Consider the following 19,810-nt stretch of genomic DNA (forward strand, 5'->3'; position numbering starts at 1 on the left):
GTGACCATGCGCCTGGTGCTCGCCTCGGCGTCACCGGCCCGTCGACGGGTGCTGCGCGCCGCCGGGGTGGACCCGGTCGTGCACGTCTCCGACGTCGACGAGGATGCGGCCGCGGCCGCACTGCCCGCCGACACGCCCCCCGCCGAGGTCGTGCGGGCGCTGGCCCAGGCGAAGGCCCGGGCCGTGGTGGCCGTCCGCGACGACACCGTCGACACCGTGGTGGCGGCCTGCGATTCGATGCTGCTGTTCGACGGCCGGCTGCTCGGCAAACCCCACACGGCGCAGGTGGCGGCCGCGCAGTGGCGGCAGATGCGCGGCCGGGCGGCCGAGTTGCTGACCGGCCATCACGTGATCCGCACACATCCGGGCGCCCCGACCCGGGAATCCAGTGGAACATCTTCCACCACAATCTATTTCGGTAATCCCCCGGATCACCTCATCGACGCTTACGTGGCCACCGGCGAGCCGTTGGAGGTGGCGGGCGCGTTCACCCTCGACGGTTACGGCGGATGGCTCGTCGACCGCATCGACGGCGATCCGTCGTCGGTGATCGGCATCGGCCTGCCCCTGCTGCGGTCGCTGCTCGACGAGGTCGGCGTGTGCGTGAGCGATCTGTGGAGCTGAGCAGGGGGCGACGATGAGACTGTGCAGTGTCGACGACGTCACCCTCCCGTCCGGTGAGCTGATCCGATGGACGCTGCGGCCCACGGCCGCCGCTCACCCGTCGGACGTGACCCCGTCGGAGAACGAGAAGTTCCATCTCGACTCCGTGCGGCGCACCGGGCGATCCGGATGGCTCGCCATCGCCGTCGAGGTTCCGGGTTGGGTTGAGGTCACCGAGATCACCGCCGGGGTCCGTGCCGTGCTCGACCGCCACGACATCCTGCGCAGCCACTTTCTCGTCGACGGTGAGGACTACCGACGGGTCTTGCTGCCGGCGGGTTCGGTCGCCGTGGACGCTGCGCCGGGCGAGTCGACCCTATCCCCGTCGGCGCGCGTGTTCTCCGAAATATCCTCGGGCTGTTCGCCTTTCGAGTCGGTTTCGCACTATGTCGCGGCGATCCGGACCCCGTCGTCGACGACCGTTCTGTGCGCCTTCGACCACGTCTACGTCGATGCCTATTCGCTCGCGATCATCGCGTCGACCATCGTCGACACCTTCGGCCGCCGACGCATCGGCACGGCCGACAGCTTCCTCGATCTCCGCCGCGCCGAACAGTCGGCGCCACCGATTCCGTCCGACGATCCGCGTCTGGTCGCCTGGGGCCGATTCTTCGACGACAACGCGTGGCAGGTCCCGGAATTCCCGCTCGACCTGGGTGTGGAACCCGGCGACACCGCACCGGCACGCACCGACGTCCGCACGTTGCTCAGCGCCGCCGGGGGCCGGACGTTCGAGCGCGCCGTGCACGCCACCGACGCCCGCACCTTCCCGTCACTGCTCACGGGTGTCGCGGTCGCGGTGCGCGACTGCGGCGGGCCCGTCGACCTGCCCGTCATCATTCCGGTGCACCTGCGGCGCACCGGCGCCGACGGCACGGTCGGCTGGCTGGTCGGCAACGCGCCGATGACCGCCACGATCGGTCACGGGACGATCGGCGAGGGGCTGCGGACCACCACCCGCCGTCTCGGCGAGGCGCTGCCGCTGGCCGAGATCGGGCTGGTGCCGGTCATCGCGGCGTACGGCCCACGGATGCGCACCGTCCGGCACGACGTCTTCATGGCGTCCTACCTCGACTATCGCCGCCTCGACCTCCCGACGATGAGCATGCGCCACATCTCCGGCAACCGGCACACCGACACCGCGCAGTGGTGGTTCTGGCGCGATGCCGACGGCATCCACCTGCGCACCCGGTTCCCCGACACCGCCGTCGCCACGGCGACCATGACCTCGGTCCTCGACGCGCTCGGGCAATTCATCACCGACCTCCCCACCAGCCTCGGTGGGGCACGACACGTGTCCTGATCCACCTGCGGCGACGCGGCACGCCGAACACCGCGCAACCCGCCGAGTCGGTAGTGTCATTCGCGACACCACAACCCGGTCGCCGTGCCCGCGGGCCGACGACCGCGACACCCTTGGAGGGACCACCGTTGAGCGCCCCGACCGACCCGAACCCCGCGTTCGCCGCATACGCCCATCCGGAGCGGCTGGTGACCACCGAGTGGTTGTCGGCCCACCTCGGCACCAAGGGACTCAAGATCGTCGAATCCGACGAGGACGTCCTGCTCTTCGACGTCGGCCACATCCCGACCGCCCAGAAGATCGACTGGCATCTGCACCTCAACGATCCGGTCACCCGCGACTACATCGACGGCGAGCAGTTCGCCGAACTGATGCGCAGCAAGGGCATCGAACGCGACGACACGATCGTCGTCTACGGCGACAAGAGCAACTGGTGGGCCGCGTACGCACTCTGGGTGTTCACCCTCTTCGGCCATGAGGACGTTCGACTGCTCGACGGCGGCCGGGACGCGTGGATGTCGGAGGACCGCGAGACGTCGTTCGACGTGCCCGACTACCCGCGGTCGAACTATCCGGTCGTCGAGCGCGACGACAGCCGGATCCGCGTGTTCGCGGCGGAGGTGCTCGGCACACTCGGCACCGAGCCGCTCGTCGACGTCCGCTCCCCGCAGGAGTACACGGGCGAACGCACCCACATGCCCGACTACCCGGAGGAAGGTGCGTTGCGCGGCGGACACATTCCGACCGCGATCTCGATCCCGTGGGCCAAGGCCGCCGCGCCGGACAGCCGATTCCGTAGCCGGGCCGAACTCGACGAGATCTACGGCGGCCTCGACCCCGACACCCCGACGATCGCGTATTGCCGCATCGGCGAGCGCTCGAGCCACACCTGGTTCGTGTTGACCCACCTGCTCGGTTACTCCCACGTCCGCAACTACGACGGCTCGTGGACCGAGTGGGGCAACGCGGTGCGGGTGCCCATCGCCATCGGTCCCGAGCCCGGCGCGGCTCCCGCCACGAAGTGACCCGACCCGCATGAGCCTGCCTGCCGCACTCGCCGAGATCGTCGAAGATTTTGGCGCACTTGGTGATTCGGACAAGGTGCAGTTGCTGCTGGAGTTCTCCCGCGAACTGCCCGAACTGCCCGATCACCTCCGCGAGGATGCGATGGAACCGGTACCGGAGTGCCAGTCCCCCGTGTTCCTGTCCGTCGACGCCACCGATGCGGCAGCGGTGCGGCTCTACTTCAGCGCGCCGCAGGAGGCGCCGACCACCCGCGGGTTCGCGTCGATCCTGCACCAGGGACTCGACGGAGCGTCGGCCGGCCAGATCCTCGAGGTGCCCGGCGACTTCTACCACGATCTCGGCCTCGACTCGGCGGTGAGCCTGCTGCGTCTGCGCGGCATGGCCGGCATGCTCGGACGGATCAAGAGTCAGGTCCGGACGCAGACCAGCGCGCCCGAAGACTCGTCGCCGCCGGGCGCATGAAGTTCATCCAGATCCGCGACGAACCGATCGAACCCGGTGGCCTCGTCGAATGGATGCCCTATGTGCCCGGCGGGCTGGGAACGTGGAGTTCCGACCCACGGCTGACGTCGCACAACCACGAGCAGCATGTGCGCTCGGCGTTCGAATACCGCCTGCGAACCCGCCGCGAGGGTGGCCGGGAGTCGTGGCTCGGGGTCTCCATCGAGTTCGCCGAGCCACTGTCGATCCCGGCGGTCCGCACCGCGCTGACGCGGTGGATCGACCGGCACGAGGTGCTGCGCAGCCACGTGGTGATCAAGGGCGACGGCCTGCACCGGCTGTCGACCAAGCCGGGCACAGTGAAGCTCAAGATGGGCCGGATCGGCTGGTACACCTCCCCCGGGCCGTTGGTCGACCAGATCGCCGGAGCCTTCGACCGTGCGACCGCCCCGCTGCACTGGCCTGCCTACATGTTCGCGACCGTCGGCCGGGAGGAATCGTTCACGCTGCTGTTCGCCGCCGACCATTCGCTGGTCGACGGGTACTCGCTGATCATGGCCCAGCACGAGCTGGTGACGCTCTATCGCGCCGCCCGCGACCACGCCGAGGCCGAATTGCCGCCGGTGGGCAGCTACGTCGATTTCGGCGCCCAGGAACGTCGTCTGGCCGATCAGACGGGTGCCGATCATCCGGCGGTGGCGACCTGGTCGAGGTTCCTGCGCGCCGGACGTGGCGGCATGCCGGGCTTCGATATCGGCCGCGACGAGACCGCCCCGGTCCCCGACCTCGACGCGCCCGCGCCCGATCCCAGCGAGGAGTCCGCGATCGCCCAGGACTCGCTGTACGGGCTCATCATGGACAACGACGCCGCCAACCGGTTCACCGCAGTGTGTTCGGCGGCCGGCGGCACGATGACCGCCGGCGTGCTCGCCGCGTTCGCCGTCATCTACCACGAGCACACCGGTGATCCGGAGTTCCGCTGTGTGCTGCCCCGCCACACGCGCGACGACGCCCAGTGGCTGACCGCGCTGGGCTGGTTCGTCGCGGTCGCCCCGTTCTGCATCGACATGTCCGACTCACCCACCTTCGACCAGGTGGTGGTCCGGGCGACGGTGGAGCTCAAACGGTCGAGGCAGGGCGCGTCGCTGCCGTTCCTGCGGGTCGCCGAACTCATCGGCGCGCACGGCGAACCACGATTCGTGATCTCGTTCATCGACACCCGGTATGCGCCCGGGGCGGCCGAGGCCGACGCCGGACGGGCGAAGGTGCTGCGCAGCCACAGTTACGCGCCGCACGAGGTCTACATCTGGATCAATCGGACACCGGGTGGGGTCCGGGTCTCCGCGCGCTTCCCACCCGAGCCGGCCGCGCCGCAACTCGAACCCGTCGCCGCCAACAGCACAGTGAACAATCCCACTGACGACCATCCCGTCGTCACCGCAAACGGCGGCAAAATCGGGCCGGTACACGCTTACCTGCGGGATTTCGCCGAGCTCATCCGAAAGATCGGCGACACCAGCACTTTTGGTACCCACGAGTAACGGGACTTACCGAGGTGGGGTCAACCGAACAATTGCTCGGTGGGCTAGGGTAGTGCCCTGAAACGTCTGACGACGCGTGATGACGAGTGACGCCCAGGAGAACAAGTGCCAAGTACCTCTGCGAACACCATTTCCAAGGTCCTCATCGCCAATCGCGGTGAGATCGCGGTCCGCGTGATCCGGGCCGCCCGGGACGCCGGCTACGCCAGTGTCGCGGTCTACGCGGAACCAGACGCCGACGCGCTGTTCGTCAAGCTCGCCGACGAGGCCTTCGCCCTGGGTGGCCAGACCTCCGCAGAGTCCTACCTGGTCTTCGACAAGATCCTCGACGCGGCCGCCAAGTCGGGCGCCGACGCGATCCACCCCGGATACGGCTTCCTCTCGGAGAACGCCGACTTCGCCCAGGCCGTCATCGACGCCGGGCTGATCTGGATCGGACCGTCGCCGCAGTCGATCCGCGACCTCGGCGACAAGGTCACCGCCCGTCACATCGCGCTCAAGGCCGACGCCCCGATGGCGCCGGGCACGAAGGACCCGGTGAAGGACGCCGACGAGGTCGTCGCATTCGCCAAGGAGCACGGCGTACCGGTCGCGATCAAGGCCGCCTTCGGCGGCGGCGGACGCGGCATGAAGGTCGCCTACACGCTCGAGGAGATCCCCCACCTGTTCGAGTCGGCCACCCGCGAGGCGGTCTCCGCGTTCGGTCGTGGCGAATGCTTCGTCGAGCGCTACCTGGACAAGGCCCGCCATGTCGAGGCGCAGGTCATCGCCGACCAGCACGGCAACGTCATCGTCGCCGGCACCCGCGACTGCTCGCTGCAGCGTCGCTTCCAGAAGCTGGTCGAGGAGGCGCCCGCGCCGTTCCTGACCGACGAGCAGCGCGCCCGCATCCACTCGTCGGCCAAGGCCATCTGCCGCGAGGCCGGCTACTACGGCGCCGGCACCGTCGAGTTCATGGTCGCCGCCGACGGACTGGTCTCCTTCCTGGAGGTCAACACCCGACTGCAGGTCGAGCACCCGGTCACCGAGGAGACCGCCGGCATCGACCTGGTCCGCCAGCAGTTCCGGATCGCCAACGGCGAGAAGCTGGAGATCTCCGAGGACCCGGCCCCGCGCGGCCACTCCTTCGAGTTCCGCATCAACGGCGAGGACGCCGGCCGCAACTTCCTGCCCGCACCCGGCCCGATCACCGTCTACAAGGAGCCGACCGGCCCCGGTGTGCGCGTCGACTCCGGTGTCGTCCAGGGTGATGTCATCGGCGGCCAGTTCGACTCGATGCTGGCCAAGCTGATCGTCACCGGCGAGACCCGCGAGCAGGCCCTCGAACGGGCCCGGCGCGCCCTCTCCGAGTACCAGGTCGAGGGGCTGGCGACGGTCTTGCCGTTCCACCGCCACATCGTGTCCAACCCGGCGTTCATCGGTCACACCGACGAGAACGGCGAGGAGACCTTCGACGTCTACACCAAGTGGATCGAAACCGAGTGGGACAACCCGATCGAGCCCTACACCGGCGGCGAGGCCATCGAGGAGGACGAGTCGCTGCCGCGGCAGAACGTCGTCGTCGAGGTCGGCGGTCGGCGGGTCGAGGTGTCGCTGCCGGGCGATCTCGCACTCGGCGGCGGTGGCGGCAACGGTGTCGTCCGCAAGAAGCCGAAGGCCCGTGCCCGGAAGAAGGGTGCGGCCGCCGCGGCGTCCGGCGATTCGGTGCAGGCGCCGATGCAGGGCACCGTCGTCAAGGTCGCCGTCGAAGAAGGCCAGCAGGTCGCCACGGGCGATCTGGTGGTGGTGCTCGAGGCCATGAAGATGGAGAACCCGGTCACCGCACACAAGGACGGTGTGGTCACCGGCCTGGCCGTCGAGGCCGGCGCCGCGGTCACCCAGGGCACCCTCCTGCTCGAGATCAAGTAGCCCGTCACCGGCCGTGGAACCGGTCGAGATCAACGCAGGCACCTGGTATCTGCGTGCGCTGCGCGCCGACGACCGGATCTCCGACGTCCCCGCGCTCACCGACCTCGGTGTCGCCGATCCGCTCGGCTACACCGAGGTCGTCGCGCGCGGATGGTCCGAGGAGACGCTGTTCGTCTGGGCGGTCTGTATCCCCACCACCGGTGAACTCGTCGCAGTGATCGGTGTCCGCGCCGACGACGGCGAGGCGATCCTCTCCGGTTGCTGCCGCCGCGGCCACGACGACGCGCTCGACGCCGCGGTGGGCCCGGTGACACGGTTCGCCGAAGGCGCACTCGGACTCACCGCACCCTCCGGCCTGACGGACAGCATCCCGACGATCTGACCTGCGGCACGACGTTGTGCTGTTGCCCGGAATCCGGGCAACAGGACAACCGGATCAGCAGGCTCGTCGGTTCAGTCGCGGTGGTCGTGATCGACGCCGGAGGCCAGATCACCGCATTCGACCATCCGCACGTCATCACCGAGCGTTGCGAGGTACCGTCCGGCGCCGGTGTCACCACGCAGTGTCGCGTCGACCGCGGCGAAGTGATCGGCGCCGATGTAGACCGGATGGCCGGGCCGCCCGCCATAGGTCACGCGTACGACGGCGGCCGGATCCGCGTTCGCCTCGGCGAGCACCCTGGCCACCACCTCGGACCCGACGTCGGGCGTGTCAACAACGTGTAAAACCATTGCCGCCCAGGATTGCTCGATGCCGAGGCCGATGGCACGGCGCACCGTGGCCGACAGTCCCCGATGCCAGTCCGGGACATGGAGCGCCGACGACCCCGGCGGCGGGTCGACCGCCCGCGCACCCATCGCCACGACAACCTCGTCACACCCGCCGAGAGACAGCGCGCGCACTGCCGTCTGCAACCATTCCCCTTGGTGCGCAACGATTTTCGGCTCGCCGTAGCGCGACCCGGCGCCGGCGGCCAAGACCACCCCGCCGACCGGGCCGGTGCGTCGATCACCGTTCACCGGGAACCCCCGCACGCCGGCACCCGCGTTCTCACCCGCACCTCCCGCCGTCCGCTTTGTCCCTGTTACGCCACTGAAATATACGATCCGCCGCACAGCAGACGACCGCACCAAGGTCCACTATGTACCTGCCACCGTGGGCGTGTCATCGCCTCGGAACCCCTGACGTGCGAGCAGAAAAAGGTGAGAGGGACATGGCGACAGAATCGACCGCTCCGGCCGAAGTACCCAAGAAGCGGCGACGCGTACCTCCGGTGGACCAGGTCCCGCCCACCGGCAAACTGATCGCGCTCGGCGCCCAGCACGTGGTGGCGTTCTACGCCGGCGCCGTGCTCGTTCCGCTGCTGATCGCGCGCGCCATCGATCTCGACTCCGAAGCGCTGACGATGCTGATCACCGCGGACCTGTTCACCTGCGGTATCGCGTCGCTGCTGCAGTCGGTCGGCGTCTGGAAGATCGGCGTGCGTCTGCCGCTGCTGCAGGGCATCACCTTCGCCACCCTCGCACCGGTCATCCAGATCGCCAACAATCACGGCGGCGGACGCGTGGGCCTGCAGACGGTGTACGGCGCGGTCATCGCGGCCGGCGTGTTCACCTTCCTCATCGCACCGTTCTTCGCCAAGCTCATCCGTTTCCTGCCGCCGGTGGTCACCGGGACGCTGATCACGATCATCGGTATCTGCCTGATCCCGGTCGGCGCCGGAGACGCGGTCAGCGATCCGGCGAGTCACCTGCACGACTCCGCCAACTGGCGATGGGTCTGCTACGTGCTGGGCACCATCCTGTTGATCGTGTTGATGCAGCGGTTCTTCCGCGGCTTCATGGCGACGATCGCCGTGCTGCTCGGCCTGGTCATCGGCACCTTTGTCGCGTGGCTGCTGGGCGATGCAAGCTTCTCCTCGGTGAGCGAGGCGTCGTGGCTGGGCTTCACTCCCCCGTTCGCATTCGGCTGGCCGCGCTGGGACATCGTCGCGATCGTCTCCCTGATCGTCGTGCTCATGGTGGTCGCCGTCGAATCCACCGGGTCGGTGTTCGCCACCGGTGAGATCGTCGGCAGACGCATCAAGAAGGACGACATCGCCGCGACCGTTCGCGCCGACGGTCTGGCCACCGTCATCGGCGGCTCCTTCAACTCCTTCCCCTACACCGCGTTCTCGGAGAATGTGGGTCTGGTCCGCCTGACCGGTGTGAAGAGCCGCTGGGTGGTTGCCTGCGCCGGCGTCATCATGATCCTCCTGGGCCTGCTGCCCAAGCTGGCCAAGATCGTCGAGTCCATCCCGGCACCGGTGCTCGGCGGTGCGGCCCTCATCATGTTCGCGACCGTCGCGATCGTCGGCATCCAGACGCTGACGTCGGTCGACTTCACCGATCACCGAAACCTGATCATCTCGGCGACGTCGCTCGCGGTCGCGCTCTACGTGCAGTTCTCGCAGTCGGCGACCCCGACCACCGTGATCGAGAAGTCGGGCGCCCACGTGGATGTGCCGGCACTGCCCGGCGTCGACGAGGCCATGCCCAACATCTTCCTGCAGATCCCGTTCTCCACCGGCATCACGATGGGCGCCATCACCGCAATCCTGTTGAATCTCTTGTTCTTCCACGTCGGAGGACGCGGCCCGGCGGTGGCCGGCGGTGGGTCCATCACACTCGACGAGGTCAACACGATGACCAAGGAGCAGTTCCGCGACACTTTCGGCGGTCTGGTGCAGAACGTCGACTGGGTCGTCGACCGAGCCTTCGACCAGCGCCCGTTCGAGGATGTGCACGACCTGCGCAGCGCGTTCCAGGAGGCCATGCTCACCGGCAGCGATGCCGAACAACTGGAGTTGATCCGCGCGTTCCCCAACCTCGGGGCCGAGGACGAGGAGACGGGCGAGCTCACCGCCGTCGATCACAAGGGGCTCTCGCATCTCGAGGAGAGCGAGCACGAGAACGTGGTCAACCTGTCGGCGGCCTACCGCGAACAGTTCGGGTTCCCCCTGGTGATCTGTGCGCGCGAAACCGAGCGCTACGACCGCATCCTGCGCAACGGCTGGGCGCGCATGGACAATTCGGAGACCAGCGAGAAGTCGTTCGCGCTCATCGAGATCGCCAAGATCGCCAACTACCGCTTCGACGATCTGGTCGCCGATGCCAATCCGATCACCTCCGCCCGGTTCAGCCGCCAGCCGGAACTCTCCTAGGGTAGGTGGCATGCGTCGAGTCGATTGGCGAGGTTTGCCCAGTTTCAACGGGCTCTCCGAGCGCCAGGCCATCCATCAGCTCTACGAGTGCTGCAGTTCGTCGATCTGGGCGCTGCGGGTCGCCAAGGGGCGTCCGTTTTCCGACGACGACGCCATGCTCGACTACGCGGATGCGATCCTCGCCGAGCTGACCGACCGCGATCTCGACGAGGCACTGGCGGGGCATCCGCGGATCGGGGACCGACCCGACAACCCGTCGTCGGCCCGGGAACAGTCCGGCGTCGCCGGCGCGGACGCCGCGGTGCTCGCCGAGCTGAAGGAGCTCAACGCCGCCTACGAGGACCGCTTCGGCCACGTCTATCTGGTGTTCGCCAACGGGCGGCCGGCCGACGTGCTGCTCGGCATCCTCAAGGACCGGATGGACAACGACCCCGCGACGGAACGTCGCGTGCTGCGCGAGGAGCTGGGAAAGATCAACCGCAGCAGGCTGATTCGCATGCTCACCCCGGCGAGCATCTACCAGGATGAGGGGGCCGCACAGGCATGACCGGTCTCTCCACCCATGTCCTGGACGCGGTAACCGGTTCTCCGGCAACGGGAGTCGCCGTGTCGCTGCAGGATGCGAGCGGCACCGAGGTGTCGTCGGGGACCACCGACGTCGACGGCCGGATCGGTCAGGTGAACGCCGAGGCCCTCGTGCCCGGCATCTACCACCTGGTGTTCGACACCGGAAACTGGTTCGCCGACAACGACATCGACGGCTTCTACCCCGAGGTCGACATCTGTTTCGAGGTCGACGACCCGGACCGGCACTATCACGTGCCCCTGCTGCTCAGCCCGTTCGCCTACTCGACCTACCGGGGTAGCTGAGCGCCGGCCGCATCGAGATCACCGCACCCCTCACACCGGCGTCGCGTACCGCAGCTTGTGCACCCGCATGATCGCGTTGGTCTCCACGTTGCGCACGCCCGGGATACGGCCGATCTTCTCGTTGATCAGCGTCCACAACGCGGCGTTGTCGGTGACCATCAACTCGACGCAGATGTCGAACCGTCCCATGATCGTCGACACGTAGGTCGCCTCGGGCAGCGCGCACACCGCGTCGACGATCTTCTCGTGCTCGGCCGGGTCGACGTCGAGAAAGGCCAGCGCCAACTGCGTGGTGCCGAGTGAATTGGGGTCCGCAAACGCCACGATCCGCAGTACGTTGAGATCCTGCAGGCGTTTCACCCGGGCTCGGATCGTGGCCTCGGACGTCCCGAGCATGCGACCGATCTCGCGGAACGCACGGCGACCGTCTTCTTCGAGCTCCCGGAGGATGCCGCGGTCGAGGTTATCGAGTGAGTAGGTGGACATGCCCGAAGCATAAATGGCTCAGAGTCCACGCAATGCGAATCCGACATAGCGCCTTCCTGCGTGTTGCGATCTGTAAACCCTGTGTTTCATTCGCAAAAGTTGCCGATTCCCTCTTGTGCCTCGCATTGCGTAGCGCTAGCCTTCTTGTGTTGTGACAATGCGCACACGAAACGATCAAGAGCTTTGTCAATGCGCAGCACGATCCACGGCATCACGATCCACACAGTCAAGGAGCACGACGTGACCGCAGCCCACGACGAACTCGCAGGAATGCCTGCGTACGAGAAGAACCTGCGATGGTGGGACGGGTTCACCATCAGCCTGTCCATCCCCGCCGCCCTGTTCATCGTGATCGGGTACGCGATGGGCGCGATCGGCGCCTGGACGGCCATCGCCATCGCGGTGCTCGTCGCCGTCATCGCCTGCCTGCAGAACTTCATCTACTCGGAGATGGCCGGCATGTTCGGCGACAAGGTCGGCGGTATCTCCATGTACGCCAACGAGGGATGGCGCTCGAGGAGCACCATCGTCGGGCCGGTGGCCACCTTCGGTTACTGGTTCAGCTGGTCGAGCTCGCTGGCCATCTACGGCCTGCAGATCGGCACGCTGGTCCAGGCCGAATGGTTCCCCGATCAGACCTGGACCTTCTCCACCGGCCTGGCGACCCTGGGCTTCCCCCACATGGTCGCGCTCGGCGTCCTGCTGCTCGGCTGGGTCCTCAACATCCTCGGCATGCGTCCGGCGATGGGCATCATGTACGTCACCGGCGTGGTCATCCTGATCCCGATCCTGGTGTTCGCCATCGTGCCGTTCTTCAGCGGGCAGTGGCACGCGTCGAACCTGCACTGGGATCTCGCCGCCAGCGGCCATCCGGGCTGGCAGACGATCCTCGCCTGGATGTTCGTCATGGCGTGGTCGGTCTACGGCATCGAGGCGGTCGCCGCGTTCGTCCCCGAGTTCAAGTACACCGTCTCCGACTCGCGCCGAGCGCTGCGCCTGGCGGGCATGTTCGTCCTCGCCGTCTACTTCCTCGTCCCACTCGGGGTCGGCGGCCTCACCCATCAGGCCGACGTCGCCGCCAACCCGGTCACCTTCTACCTGCAGGCCTTCGACTCGATCATCCCCGGCTCCGACTGGTTCATGACCATCTGCCTCATCGCGGGTCTCATGCTGATGATGGTCATGACGACCGCGACGGGTGGCCGCGTCCTGCACGGCAGCGCGATCGACGGCCTCACCATCCGGCAGCTCGGTGTGCTCAACCGGTTCCGGATGCCCGGGCGCGCCATGTCGCTGGACCTGCTCGTCAACGTCATCCTGATCGTCTTCGTCGGCGAGGCCATGGCGGTCATCGTCGCCGGCATCATGGGCTATCTGATCTGCCACATCCTGTCGCTGACCGGCTTCATCCACCTGCGCCGCGATCAACCCGACGCGCCGCGACCGATCAAGCTGGGCCGCCAGTGGGTCTATATCGCCGGTGTGCTTGCCGCCATCGACGCCGTGGTCCTCGTCGTCGGGGTGCTCAGCTCCTCGATCACCGGGTACGGCGGGCCGAAGGAGATCTTCATCGGCGTCGGCGTGCTCTCACTCTCGGTGATCGCGTACTTCTACCGCCAGGTGGTGCAGGACAAGAAGACGTTTCAGTGGCGCATTCCGGCGACACCCGCCGCCACCGCGCCGGCCGTGATGGAAGGAGCCGACAATGTCTGAGATCCCCGTCTCCGTCACCTTCGACGTCGACGCGGAAACCGGCTGGCTCGGCGAGGGCGACGAGTACGCCCGACGCCTGACCATCCTCTCCGAAGGGCGCTACGGTGTGGTCCGCGGCATCCCCCGCATTCTGAATCTGCTCTCCCGACACGACATTCCGGCGACGTTCTTCGTCCCGGGTCACACCGCCGAACTCCATCCGCACCTGATCGACGTCTTGCTGTCCGCCGGACACGAGATCGCCCACCACGGCCACATGCACGTCCGCAGCGATCACGTCTCGGCGCAGGTCCAGACCGAGGAGATCGACAAGGGCCTCGCCGCCCTCGAGCGGCTCGGTGCACCCCGGCCCACCGGGTATCGCTCCACGTCGTGGGAACTCACCCCGGAGACCTTCGATCTGCTGATCGACCGCGGGTTCGCGTACGACTCGAGCTGCATGGGTGACGACCGCCCGTATCTGGAAACCTTTGGCGGACGGTCGATCCTGGAACTTCCGGTGCACTGGTCGCTCGACGACTGGCCGCGGTTCGGCTGGAACATCGACGGCGGCGGCAACGTCGCCGACGCCGAAGAGCTGTTCCGTTGTTGGAGTGCCGAATTCGACTCGGCGCAAGCCGAATCGCGGCACACGTCGTTCACCATGCACCCCGAGGTGATCGGTCGGCCGTATCGCCTCGCCCAACTCGAACGGTTCATCGAGTACATGGTGTCCGCCGGTGACGTCCAGTTCGCCCGGCTCGACGAGGTGGCGGCCCTGGCGGGCCCGGAACTTCGGGAGGCGGCATGAGCGCCAGGGTCTTTCGCTCGACCGAGGCCACCGCATACGAGCGCGGCCTGGTCTTCGGCACCGCGCACGCACCCCAGGTGACCCGCACGGTCGCCGCCTACCAGTCGCTGTTCGACACCGCAGCAGGCGCATCGGTCGATATGACGGCGTGGGGCCGACAAGCACAGGTCCAGATCGAGCGCCACGCGCCGGGCCTGGCCGACGAGATCCGAGGCATCGCCGACGGGGCCGGCCTGCCGGTCGAGTCGGTGGCCGCGATCAACGCACGCACCGAAGTCCTTGCCGCACTGGGCCACCGCACCTCCGAATGCACGACGGTGGTCGGCCTGCGCCCTGGCGCCGCGCCCGTCGCGATCCAGTGCTGGGACTGGTACGACTCCCTCGCCGACAGTTGGCTGACGTGGGAGATCGTGCATCCCGACGGCCGGCGCACCACGACCGTGACCGAGTACGGCATCGTCGGCAAGATCGGCGTCAACGACCGCGGAATCGGGTTGCTGTTCAACATCCTTCACCACCGCGCCGACGGCGACGGGATCGGCGTGCCGGTGCACGTGCTGGCGCGGTCGGTGCTCGACGAGGCCTCCGATCTCAACCAGGCGCTGCTGCGCATCGCCGGCACGCGGGTCTCGGCGTCCACCAGCATGACTCTTGTCGGTCACCGCGGCGGTGAGGCCGCCGCGATCAGTGTCGAGGTCAACCCGGCCAAGATCGGTTACGCCCTGCCGGATGCCCGCGGAATCCTGGTGCACACCAACCATTTCCTCAGTGCACCCGCAGATCTCGGCGACACCGAGCTGGTCACCGGACCGGACACCGTCGTCCGATACGACATGGTGCGCCGAGCCCTCGCCGATGTGAGTGTCCTGTCCGAGGATCGTGCGCTGCATGCGCTCGACTCCCATCTCCTCGGGGGCGGCGCGACCTGCGCTCATTCCGATCCCACCCTCGGTGACACCGCGCAGTTCGAGACGCTGGCCACCGTCAGCCTCGACGTGGCAGCCGGAACCCTCTCGACCCACCGCGGCGGCCCCTGCACCCATCCACTCATCCACCCCGATACCCCGACAGCACAGGAGAACGCAATCATGACCACACCCCTGGCCCTCAAACGCATCGACAACATGGACATCCTGAGCCACAACGTCGACCGCCTCGCCCGCTTCTACACCGAGACCCTCGGCCTGCCCTTCTTCCTGCCCTACGAGCGCGACGAGAACTGGGCCGCCATCGACATGGGGAACGTGACGCTCTACATCTTCGAATCCACTGTCGGCGAGCACGCGCCGCGGCGCACGGCCATCAACTCCGAGAATGCTCCCGGCATGGACTCGTTCGCGTTCGAGGTCGAGGATCTCGACGCGGCCGAGGCGGCGCTCGACGGCAAGGTCGAGTGGGTTGCCGAGCGCATCGAGTGGAAGCACCCGAACGGCACGTGGTACCGCTACCGCCCGTTCTTCGACCCGGACGGCAACATGCTTTACGTCACCGAACCGCACGTGACCGATTCGCACGTCGCGCGGGAGGCGTGATGAGTGCCCTGCGAGCCGATCTCACCGGGCGGCTCGCGCTGATCACCGGCGCTGCCCGCGGCATGGGCGCCGCACACGCGAAAGCCCTTGCCACCCAGGGTGCCGACGTGATCATCACGGACCTCGACGGCGGAGAGTTGGAGGCGACCGCCAAGGACATCCGGGAGGCGACGAACCGAAGCGTGACCACGCTCGTGGCGGATCTGACCGACCCGGTTGTCGACGGCCGCGTCACCGAGATCGTCGAGCGCGCCGGCGGCACACTCGACATCCTCGTGCACAACGCCGGAATCATGCACGACTGGAAGGGTTTCCGCGAGACCGGAGTCGAGAGCCTGGAGCCGTACATGGCTGTCAACGTGCTCGCACCGTATCGGCTGACCCGCGCTCTGCTCCCGACGCTCGAGCGCAGCACCGCGGGCCGGATCATCTTCATCAATTCGCAGTGGGGCCAGCAGCCCGACGGTCACTCCTACGGCTACATGATCGCCAAGTCGGCCCAGCTCGGCTTCATGCGGGCACTGTCCAAAGAGCTTGTCGGCGAAGGCATCCTGGTCAACGCCATCGCGCCGGGAGCCATCCACACCCGGATGGTTCCGGACGATGTCTACGAGGTCGAACTCGCCGCGGTCCCCCTCGGCCGCCTCGGTGAGTCCGACGAGATCGCCGACGCCGTCGTCTTTCTCGCCTCCGACGCGGCGTCCTTCATCACCGGACAGATCCTCGCCGTCAACGGCGGCGCCCACATCCCTTCCGCCTGAACATGTTCTGATCTCGATGCGTTCGTCGCTAGCGCGCCTCACTTACTCGATCAGCGGGGGCGAACGTTCCTCGCCGGTCGAGTAAGCGCCCGAGCTTACGAGGACGCGCATCGAGACCCCGCAGGCGCACCACCCCTCGCCGGTCGAGTAAAGCGACCGAGCTTGCGAGGCCGCGCATCGAGACCCCCGCAAGGCGCACCTCCTCGCCGGTCGAGCAACCGACCAGGCCAGCGCAGGCGCACCACCCCTCGTTGGTCGAGTAAGCGACCGAGCTTGCGAGGCCGCGCATCGAGACCCCCGCACACCCCACCCAGACCCAAGGAGCCCACCATGACCATCACCGACATCCGCACCGCCACCAAACGCGAACTGGCCGAAGAGGCCATGCGCCACAGTTGGTTTCCGGTCGCGAGGAGCGTCGACCTGGACACTCCCCAGCGCGCCACCCTGCTCGGCGTCGACCTCGTCGTGTATCGCGACAAGGGTGGTCGCGTCGCCGTATCCGATCGCCGCTGCCCCCACCGGGGTGCCGACCTGTCGCAGGGCGAGGTGCACGAGCGGTCCATCGGCTGCCCTTACCACGGCTGGGAGTTCGCGAGCGAGAACGGTGCCTGCGTGCGGGTGCCGTCGCTGGCCGACCAGTCGAAGATTCCGCCGAAGGCCGCGATCCGCAATTACCCTGCGGTGGAACGGTTCGGCCACGTCTGGACGGTGCTCGAGGATCCGATCCGCGACCTCTACGACCCCGAGGAGTGGCAGGATGTGGACCTCGAGTGGGCCGCGGCCTCGCCCATCGATTCGCCGGTCGGCGTGGCGGTGTCCATCGAGAACTTCCGCGACGTCGCCCATTTCCCGTTCGTACACAAGGTCTCCATGGGCCCGACGCCCGAGGTGGTCGAGCCCCTGCAGGTGCAGCGCGACGGACTGGAGGTCTGGATGGACCGGCCGCTGAACGCGGGCACCGGCGAGTGGGCCGGCGACGGCAACTGCATGATGCGCTACCACTGCGGCGCACCGGGTTTCGCCTCCATCACGTATCACTACGACAAACTCGGCAAGCGTGTCGTCGCCGGATTCCCGTCGCCGATCAGCTACGAACACGTGACGATCTTCTGGGGAGTCGCCAACGAGGTCGGCTTCAAGGGCGCGTCCCTGGAAGAGAATCTGCGCCTCGAGGAGATCGTCTACCTCGAGGATGTGCCGATCGTGGAGAACGTCGTTCCCCGCGAGGTCCCGTGGGACGCCGAGGTGCAGGAGTTCTCAGTGCCCGCCGACATGTTCACGCTGAACTACCGGCGTTCGTTCATGGAGCTGATGAACCTCGTGAAGGGTCGGGCCGATGTCGCCGCTAGTGCCTGACGGACCGCGGCCGGACGGTCTCATCCCACTCCGGGTGGAGGCCACCCGCCGCGAAGCCGCCGGCATCACGTCCTTCGAACTGGCCTCCCCCGACGGCTCGGCGCTTGCCCCGTGGGAACCCGGCGCGCACATCGACGTGCACCTACCGTCGGGTACCGTCCGCCAGTACTCGCTGTGTGGCGATCCGGGGCGCATCGACCGCTACCGGATCGGTGTGCTCGAGCTGCCCGACGGGCGCGGCGGGTCGATCGAGGCACACCGCGAATTGCGCTGTGGCACCATTGTTCACGTCGGCAGTCCGCGGCAGAACTTCCCATTCGCCGATCACGCCGACTACGTCTTCGTCGCGGGCGGGATCGGGATCACTCCCCTGCTGCCGATGATGGCCGCTGCCGCGCGTGCCGGGCGGTCGTGGAGCCTGTTCTACGCGGCGCGGTCCGGCGACCATTTCGCCTTCCGGGACGAGATCGCGATCCTGCCCGGCGGGGAGGCGCACCTCGTCCAGGGGCCGCTGGACCTCGACGAGATCGTCTCGACCGCAACCGAATCCGAGGTCTACTGCTGCGGGCCGGTGACGCTGATGGATGCGCTGGCCGACAAGTTGGATGCCGTTGGCCGTGGGGCGCACCTGCATTGCGAACGATTCGCGGCCGCGGCACCCGTGCCCACCGACTCGAACCCGGAGAATCCCTCGACCTTCGAGATCGAACTCGCCCAGAGCGGCACGACCGTCACAGTTGACGACGGCGTCTCCGTCCTCGATGCGATTCGGTCCGCCGGTGTCGACCATCCGTCGTCGTGCGAGATGGGTTTCTGCGGGACCTGCGAGGTCAAGGTGCTCGCCGGCACCGTCGATCACCGCGACGACCTGCTCACCGACGACGAAAAGGCCGCCGGCGCAACGATGATGCCCTGTGTCTCCCGGGCCGCCTGTGCGCGGTTGGTGCTCGACGTGTGAGCAGAACGCGCCGCTCATGCCCCGTTTTCGCGGCGCCGCCGGTTGCGTTCTCGTTCTTGGCGGCGTCGGGCGTGTTTGTTCGCCACCCGGCTCTGCCTGCGAGCGGGCGGTAGGGACGTCGCCGGTGGTGTACCGCGTTCCTCCGAATCCTCTTTCGCCGGTGGGCTTTTGAACCTGATGCGCCGGAGTCCGGGGAGTAGGTTCTCCAGGGTTTCCGGCTCACCGGGGATGATCAGGCCTTCTGGGGTGGTGAACTCGGTGATGGTGGTGCCGTCGGGGCCGGGCATCTGGTCGTCGACCCACATCCCGAACGTTTTGAGCAGGTGCCCGAATCTGCCTTTGGCATTGATGTTTTCGGCGGTGGTCTGACCGCCGAATGCCGGGTCGATATGGTCGAATTCGTCGACATGATCGAGGTCGGCGTCGAATGCCGAGGTGGCGTCACCGGGGATCACGCTGTAGCCGTCCCGGATGCGCACGAAGGTGTCCAGCGCGGTGGAGGGCCGGTACGGGTTGTCCGCCGAGTGCGCGTGCAGCGTGAAACTGCCGTCGGGGTTCTCCGGGGTGCCCGGCGGGATCAGCGGCCGGATGACCGCGTCGGGGCGGGCCACCAGGTCGCGCACCTGCTCATCGGAGATCAGGCCGCCTCCGGCGATAAACCCGGCGTGCCGGGCGGTGCCGGCGACGGTGGATGCGTCGGCGACCACGTGGATGACCACCGCCGTCGACGGCGGCGTGGTGCCTGGCTCGGGAATCTGAGCGGTGCACTGCTCGAGGCCGCACAGGCACTCGAACGCGTTGCCGGTCAGCAGGGCGAATGCCGCGTCCGAGGTGCGCTGCTGCATCGTGCGGGGATCGTGTGCGCACCCGGTTGCGGCCAGGGCGGTCACCGCCGCGGCGGCGATCTGCGCGTCCTCGGCGGTCATGGTCGCCGCGACCTGCGCCATCCCGTCGGCGGTGGGTTTGGTCCAGAACCGGCGCGCATTCTTGGCGCGGCGGCGGGCTTCGCGCACCGCGTCGGGGTCGTGGCGGAACACGATGCGGTCCACCATCAGCTGCAGCCGATGCGCCGACCACCCACCGCGGTGGGCGTCGAGTTCGGCGGCGATCTCGGCATCGACCAAGGCTGCGCAGTCGGTGCCGTCGATCAGGTCGGTACGGGCGATGATCTTCCCGATCCGCTCGGCGCTGATCCGGCCCTGCCGTAACCGTTCGGCGACTCGCGGCAGACGATCCCGCAGCGCTACCGCCTCGTG

At 67.7% G+C, this 19,810-nt stretch carries 19 protein-coding genes; 16 read left to right on the forward strand and 3 right to left on the reverse strand.

Annotated elements, in window-relative coordinates; translation table 11 throughout:
- Positions 1-6 precede the first annotated feature (6 nt).
- The 7 genes from ACWDTI_RS22855 (at position 7) to ACWDTI_RS22885 (ending at position 7,264) form a co-directional block, all read left to right on the forward strand.
- Entirely contained in the window at positions 7-624 is a 618-nt protein-coding gene (locus ACWDTI_RS22855; RefSeq protein WP_449740438.1) for a Maf family protein, read from the forward strand.
- Between the two features lie 13 nt (positions 625-637).
- The gene (locus ACWDTI_RS22860; RefSeq protein ID WP_449740411.1) at positions 638-1,966 is read left to right on the forward strand and encodes a condensation protein; all 1,329 of its coding nucleotides are present in this window, start codon (positions 638-640) and stop codon (positions 1,964-1,966) included.
- Between the two features lie 128 nt (positions 1,967-2,094).
- The gene (locus tag ACWDTI_RS22865) at positions 2,095-2,991 is read left to right on the forward strand and encodes a sulfurtransferase (protein WP_449740412.1); all 897 of its coding nucleotides are present in this window, start codon (positions 2,095-2,097) and stop codon (positions 2,989-2,991) included.
- A 10-nt stretch (positions 2,992-3,001) separates the two neighbouring features.
- A complete protein-coding gene (locus ACWDTI_RS22870) occupies positions 3,002-3,454 on the forward strand; it encodes a SufE family protein (RefSeq protein WP_449740413.1) in 453 nt (150 codons plus the stop codon).
- Positions 3,451-4,974 carry a condensation domain-containing protein gene (locus ACWDTI_RS22875; protein ID WP_449740414.1) on the forward strand — a complete coding sequence of 508 codons (1,524 nt, stop codon included), beginning with the start codon at positions 3,451-3,453 and terminating at the stop codon, positions 4,972-4,974. Before ACWDTI_RS22870 ends, ACWDTI_RS22875 begins: the two co-directional genes overlap by 4 nt.
- 105 nt (positions 4,975-5,079) lie before the next feature.
- Complete coding sequence (locus tag ACWDTI_RS22880) at positions 5,080-6,882, forward strand: acetyl/propionyl/methylcrotonyl-CoA carboxylase subunit alpha (protein WP_449740415.1); 1,803 nt, start codon at positions 5,080-5,082, stop codon at positions 6,880-6,882.
- Between the two features lie 13 nt (positions 6,883-6,895).
- Positions 6,896-7,264, forward strand: coding sequence for a hypothetical protein (locus ACWDTI_RS22885; protein ID WP_449740416.1), 369 nt, complete (start codon positions 6,896-6,898; stop codon positions 7,262-7,264).
- A 71-nt stretch (positions 7,265-7,335) separates the two neighbouring features.
- On the opposite strand, the gene ACWDTI_RS22890 is transcribed toward ACWDTI_RS22885, so the two are convergent.
- Positions 7,336-7,902, reverse strand: coding sequence for a nucleotidyltransferase family protein (locus ACWDTI_RS22890; protein ID WP_449740417.1), 567 nt, complete (start codon positions 7,900-7,902; stop codon positions 7,336-7,338).
- Positions 7,903-8,096: 194 nt separating this feature from the next.
- On the opposite strand from ACWDTI_RS22890, the gene uraD (ACWDTI_RS22895) reads away from it, so the two are divergent.
- From uraD (ACWDTI_RS22895) to uraH, 3 genes are read left to right on the forward strand one after another with little or no spacing between them, the layout of a single operon-like run.
- Positions 8,097-10,085 (forward strand): 2-oxo-4-hydroxy-4-carboxy-5-ureidoimidazoline decarboxylase, encoded by a 1,989-nt coding sequence (gene uraD / locus ACWDTI_RS22895; RefSeq protein ID WP_449740418.1) that lies wholly within the window; start codon positions 8,097-8,099, stop codon positions 10,083-10,085.
- 10 nt (positions 10,086-10,095) lie between these two features.
- Positions 10,096-10,632 (forward strand): 2-oxo-4-hydroxy-4-carboxy-5-ureidoimidazoline decarboxylase, encoded by a 537-nt coding sequence (uraD, locus tag ACWDTI_RS22900; RefSeq protein WP_449740419.1) that lies wholly within the window; start codon positions 10,096-10,098, stop codon positions 10,630-10,632.
- Positions 10,629-10,955 (forward strand): hydroxyisourate hydrolase, encoded by a 327-nt coding sequence (gene uraH, locus ACWDTI_RS22905; RefSeq protein ID WP_449740420.1) that lies wholly within the window; start codon positions 10,629-10,631, stop codon positions 10,953-10,955. The genes uraD (ACWDTI_RS22900) and uraH overlap by 4 nt, the downstream gene beginning before the upstream one ends.
- Positions 10,956-10,985: 30 nt before the next feature.
- Here the strand turns inward: uraH and ACWDTI_RS22910 are convergent, their stop codons facing one another.
- The gene (locus ACWDTI_RS22910) at positions 10,986-11,441 is read right to left on the reverse strand and encodes an Lrp/AsnC family transcriptional regulator (RefSeq protein WP_449740421.1); all 456 of its coding nucleotides are present in this window, start codon (positions 11,439-11,441) and stop codon (positions 10,986-10,988) included.
- Between the two features lie 240 nt (positions 11,442-11,681).
- On the opposite strand from ACWDTI_RS22910, the gene ACWDTI_RS22915 reads away from it, so the two are divergent.
- From ACWDTI_RS22915 to ACWDTI_RS22940, 6 genes are all read left to right on the forward strand, one after another.
- Positions 11,682-13,154, forward strand: coding sequence for an APC family permease (locus ACWDTI_RS22915; RefSeq protein ID WP_449740422.1), 1,473 nt, complete (start codon positions 11,682-11,684; stop codon positions 13,152-13,154).
- A complete protein-coding gene (locus ACWDTI_RS22920) occupies positions 13,147-13,944 on the forward strand; it encodes a polysaccharide deacetylase family protein (protein ID WP_449740423.1) in 798 nt (265 codons plus the stop codon). The genes ACWDTI_RS22915 and ACWDTI_RS22920 overlap by 8 nt, the downstream gene beginning before the upstream one ends.
- The gene (locus tag ACWDTI_RS22925; RefSeq protein ID WP_449740424.1) at positions 13,941-15,476 is read left to right on the forward strand and encodes a C45 family autoproteolytic acyltransferase/hydolase; all 1,536 of its coding nucleotides are present in this window, start codon (positions 13,941-13,943) and stop codon (positions 15,474-15,476) included. The genes ACWDTI_RS22920 and ACWDTI_RS22925 overlap by 4 nt, the downstream gene beginning before the upstream one ends.
- Positions 15,476-16,237, forward strand: coding sequence for an SDR family NAD(P)-dependent oxidoreductase (locus ACWDTI_RS22930; protein WP_449740425.1), 762 nt, complete (start codon positions 15,476-15,478; stop codon positions 16,235-16,237). The genes ACWDTI_RS22925 and ACWDTI_RS22930 overlap by 1 nt, the downstream gene beginning before the upstream one ends.
- Before the next feature lie 330 nt (positions 16,238-16,567).
- Positions 16,568-17,596 (forward strand): Rieske 2Fe-2S domain-containing protein, encoded by a 1,029-nt coding sequence (locus ACWDTI_RS22935; protein ID WP_449740426.1) that lies wholly within the window; start codon positions 16,568-16,570, stop codon positions 17,594-17,596.
- Entirely contained in the window at positions 17,589-18,554 is a 966-nt protein-coding gene (locus tag ACWDTI_RS22940; RefSeq protein WP_449740427.1) for a PDR/VanB family oxidoreductase, read from the forward strand. Before ACWDTI_RS22935 ends, ACWDTI_RS22940 begins: the two co-directional genes overlap by 8 nt.
- A 14-nt stretch (positions 18,555-18,568) precedes the next feature.
- Here ACWDTI_RS22940 and ACWDTI_RS22945 read toward each other — a convergent pair.
- The coding region (locus ACWDTI_RS22945) for a DUF222 domain-containing protein (RefSeq protein WP_449740428.1) at positions 18,569-19,810 on the reverse strand (1,242 nt) is incomplete at its 5' end.

This window comes from Gordonia sp. NPDC003424 (assembly GCF_053588655.1).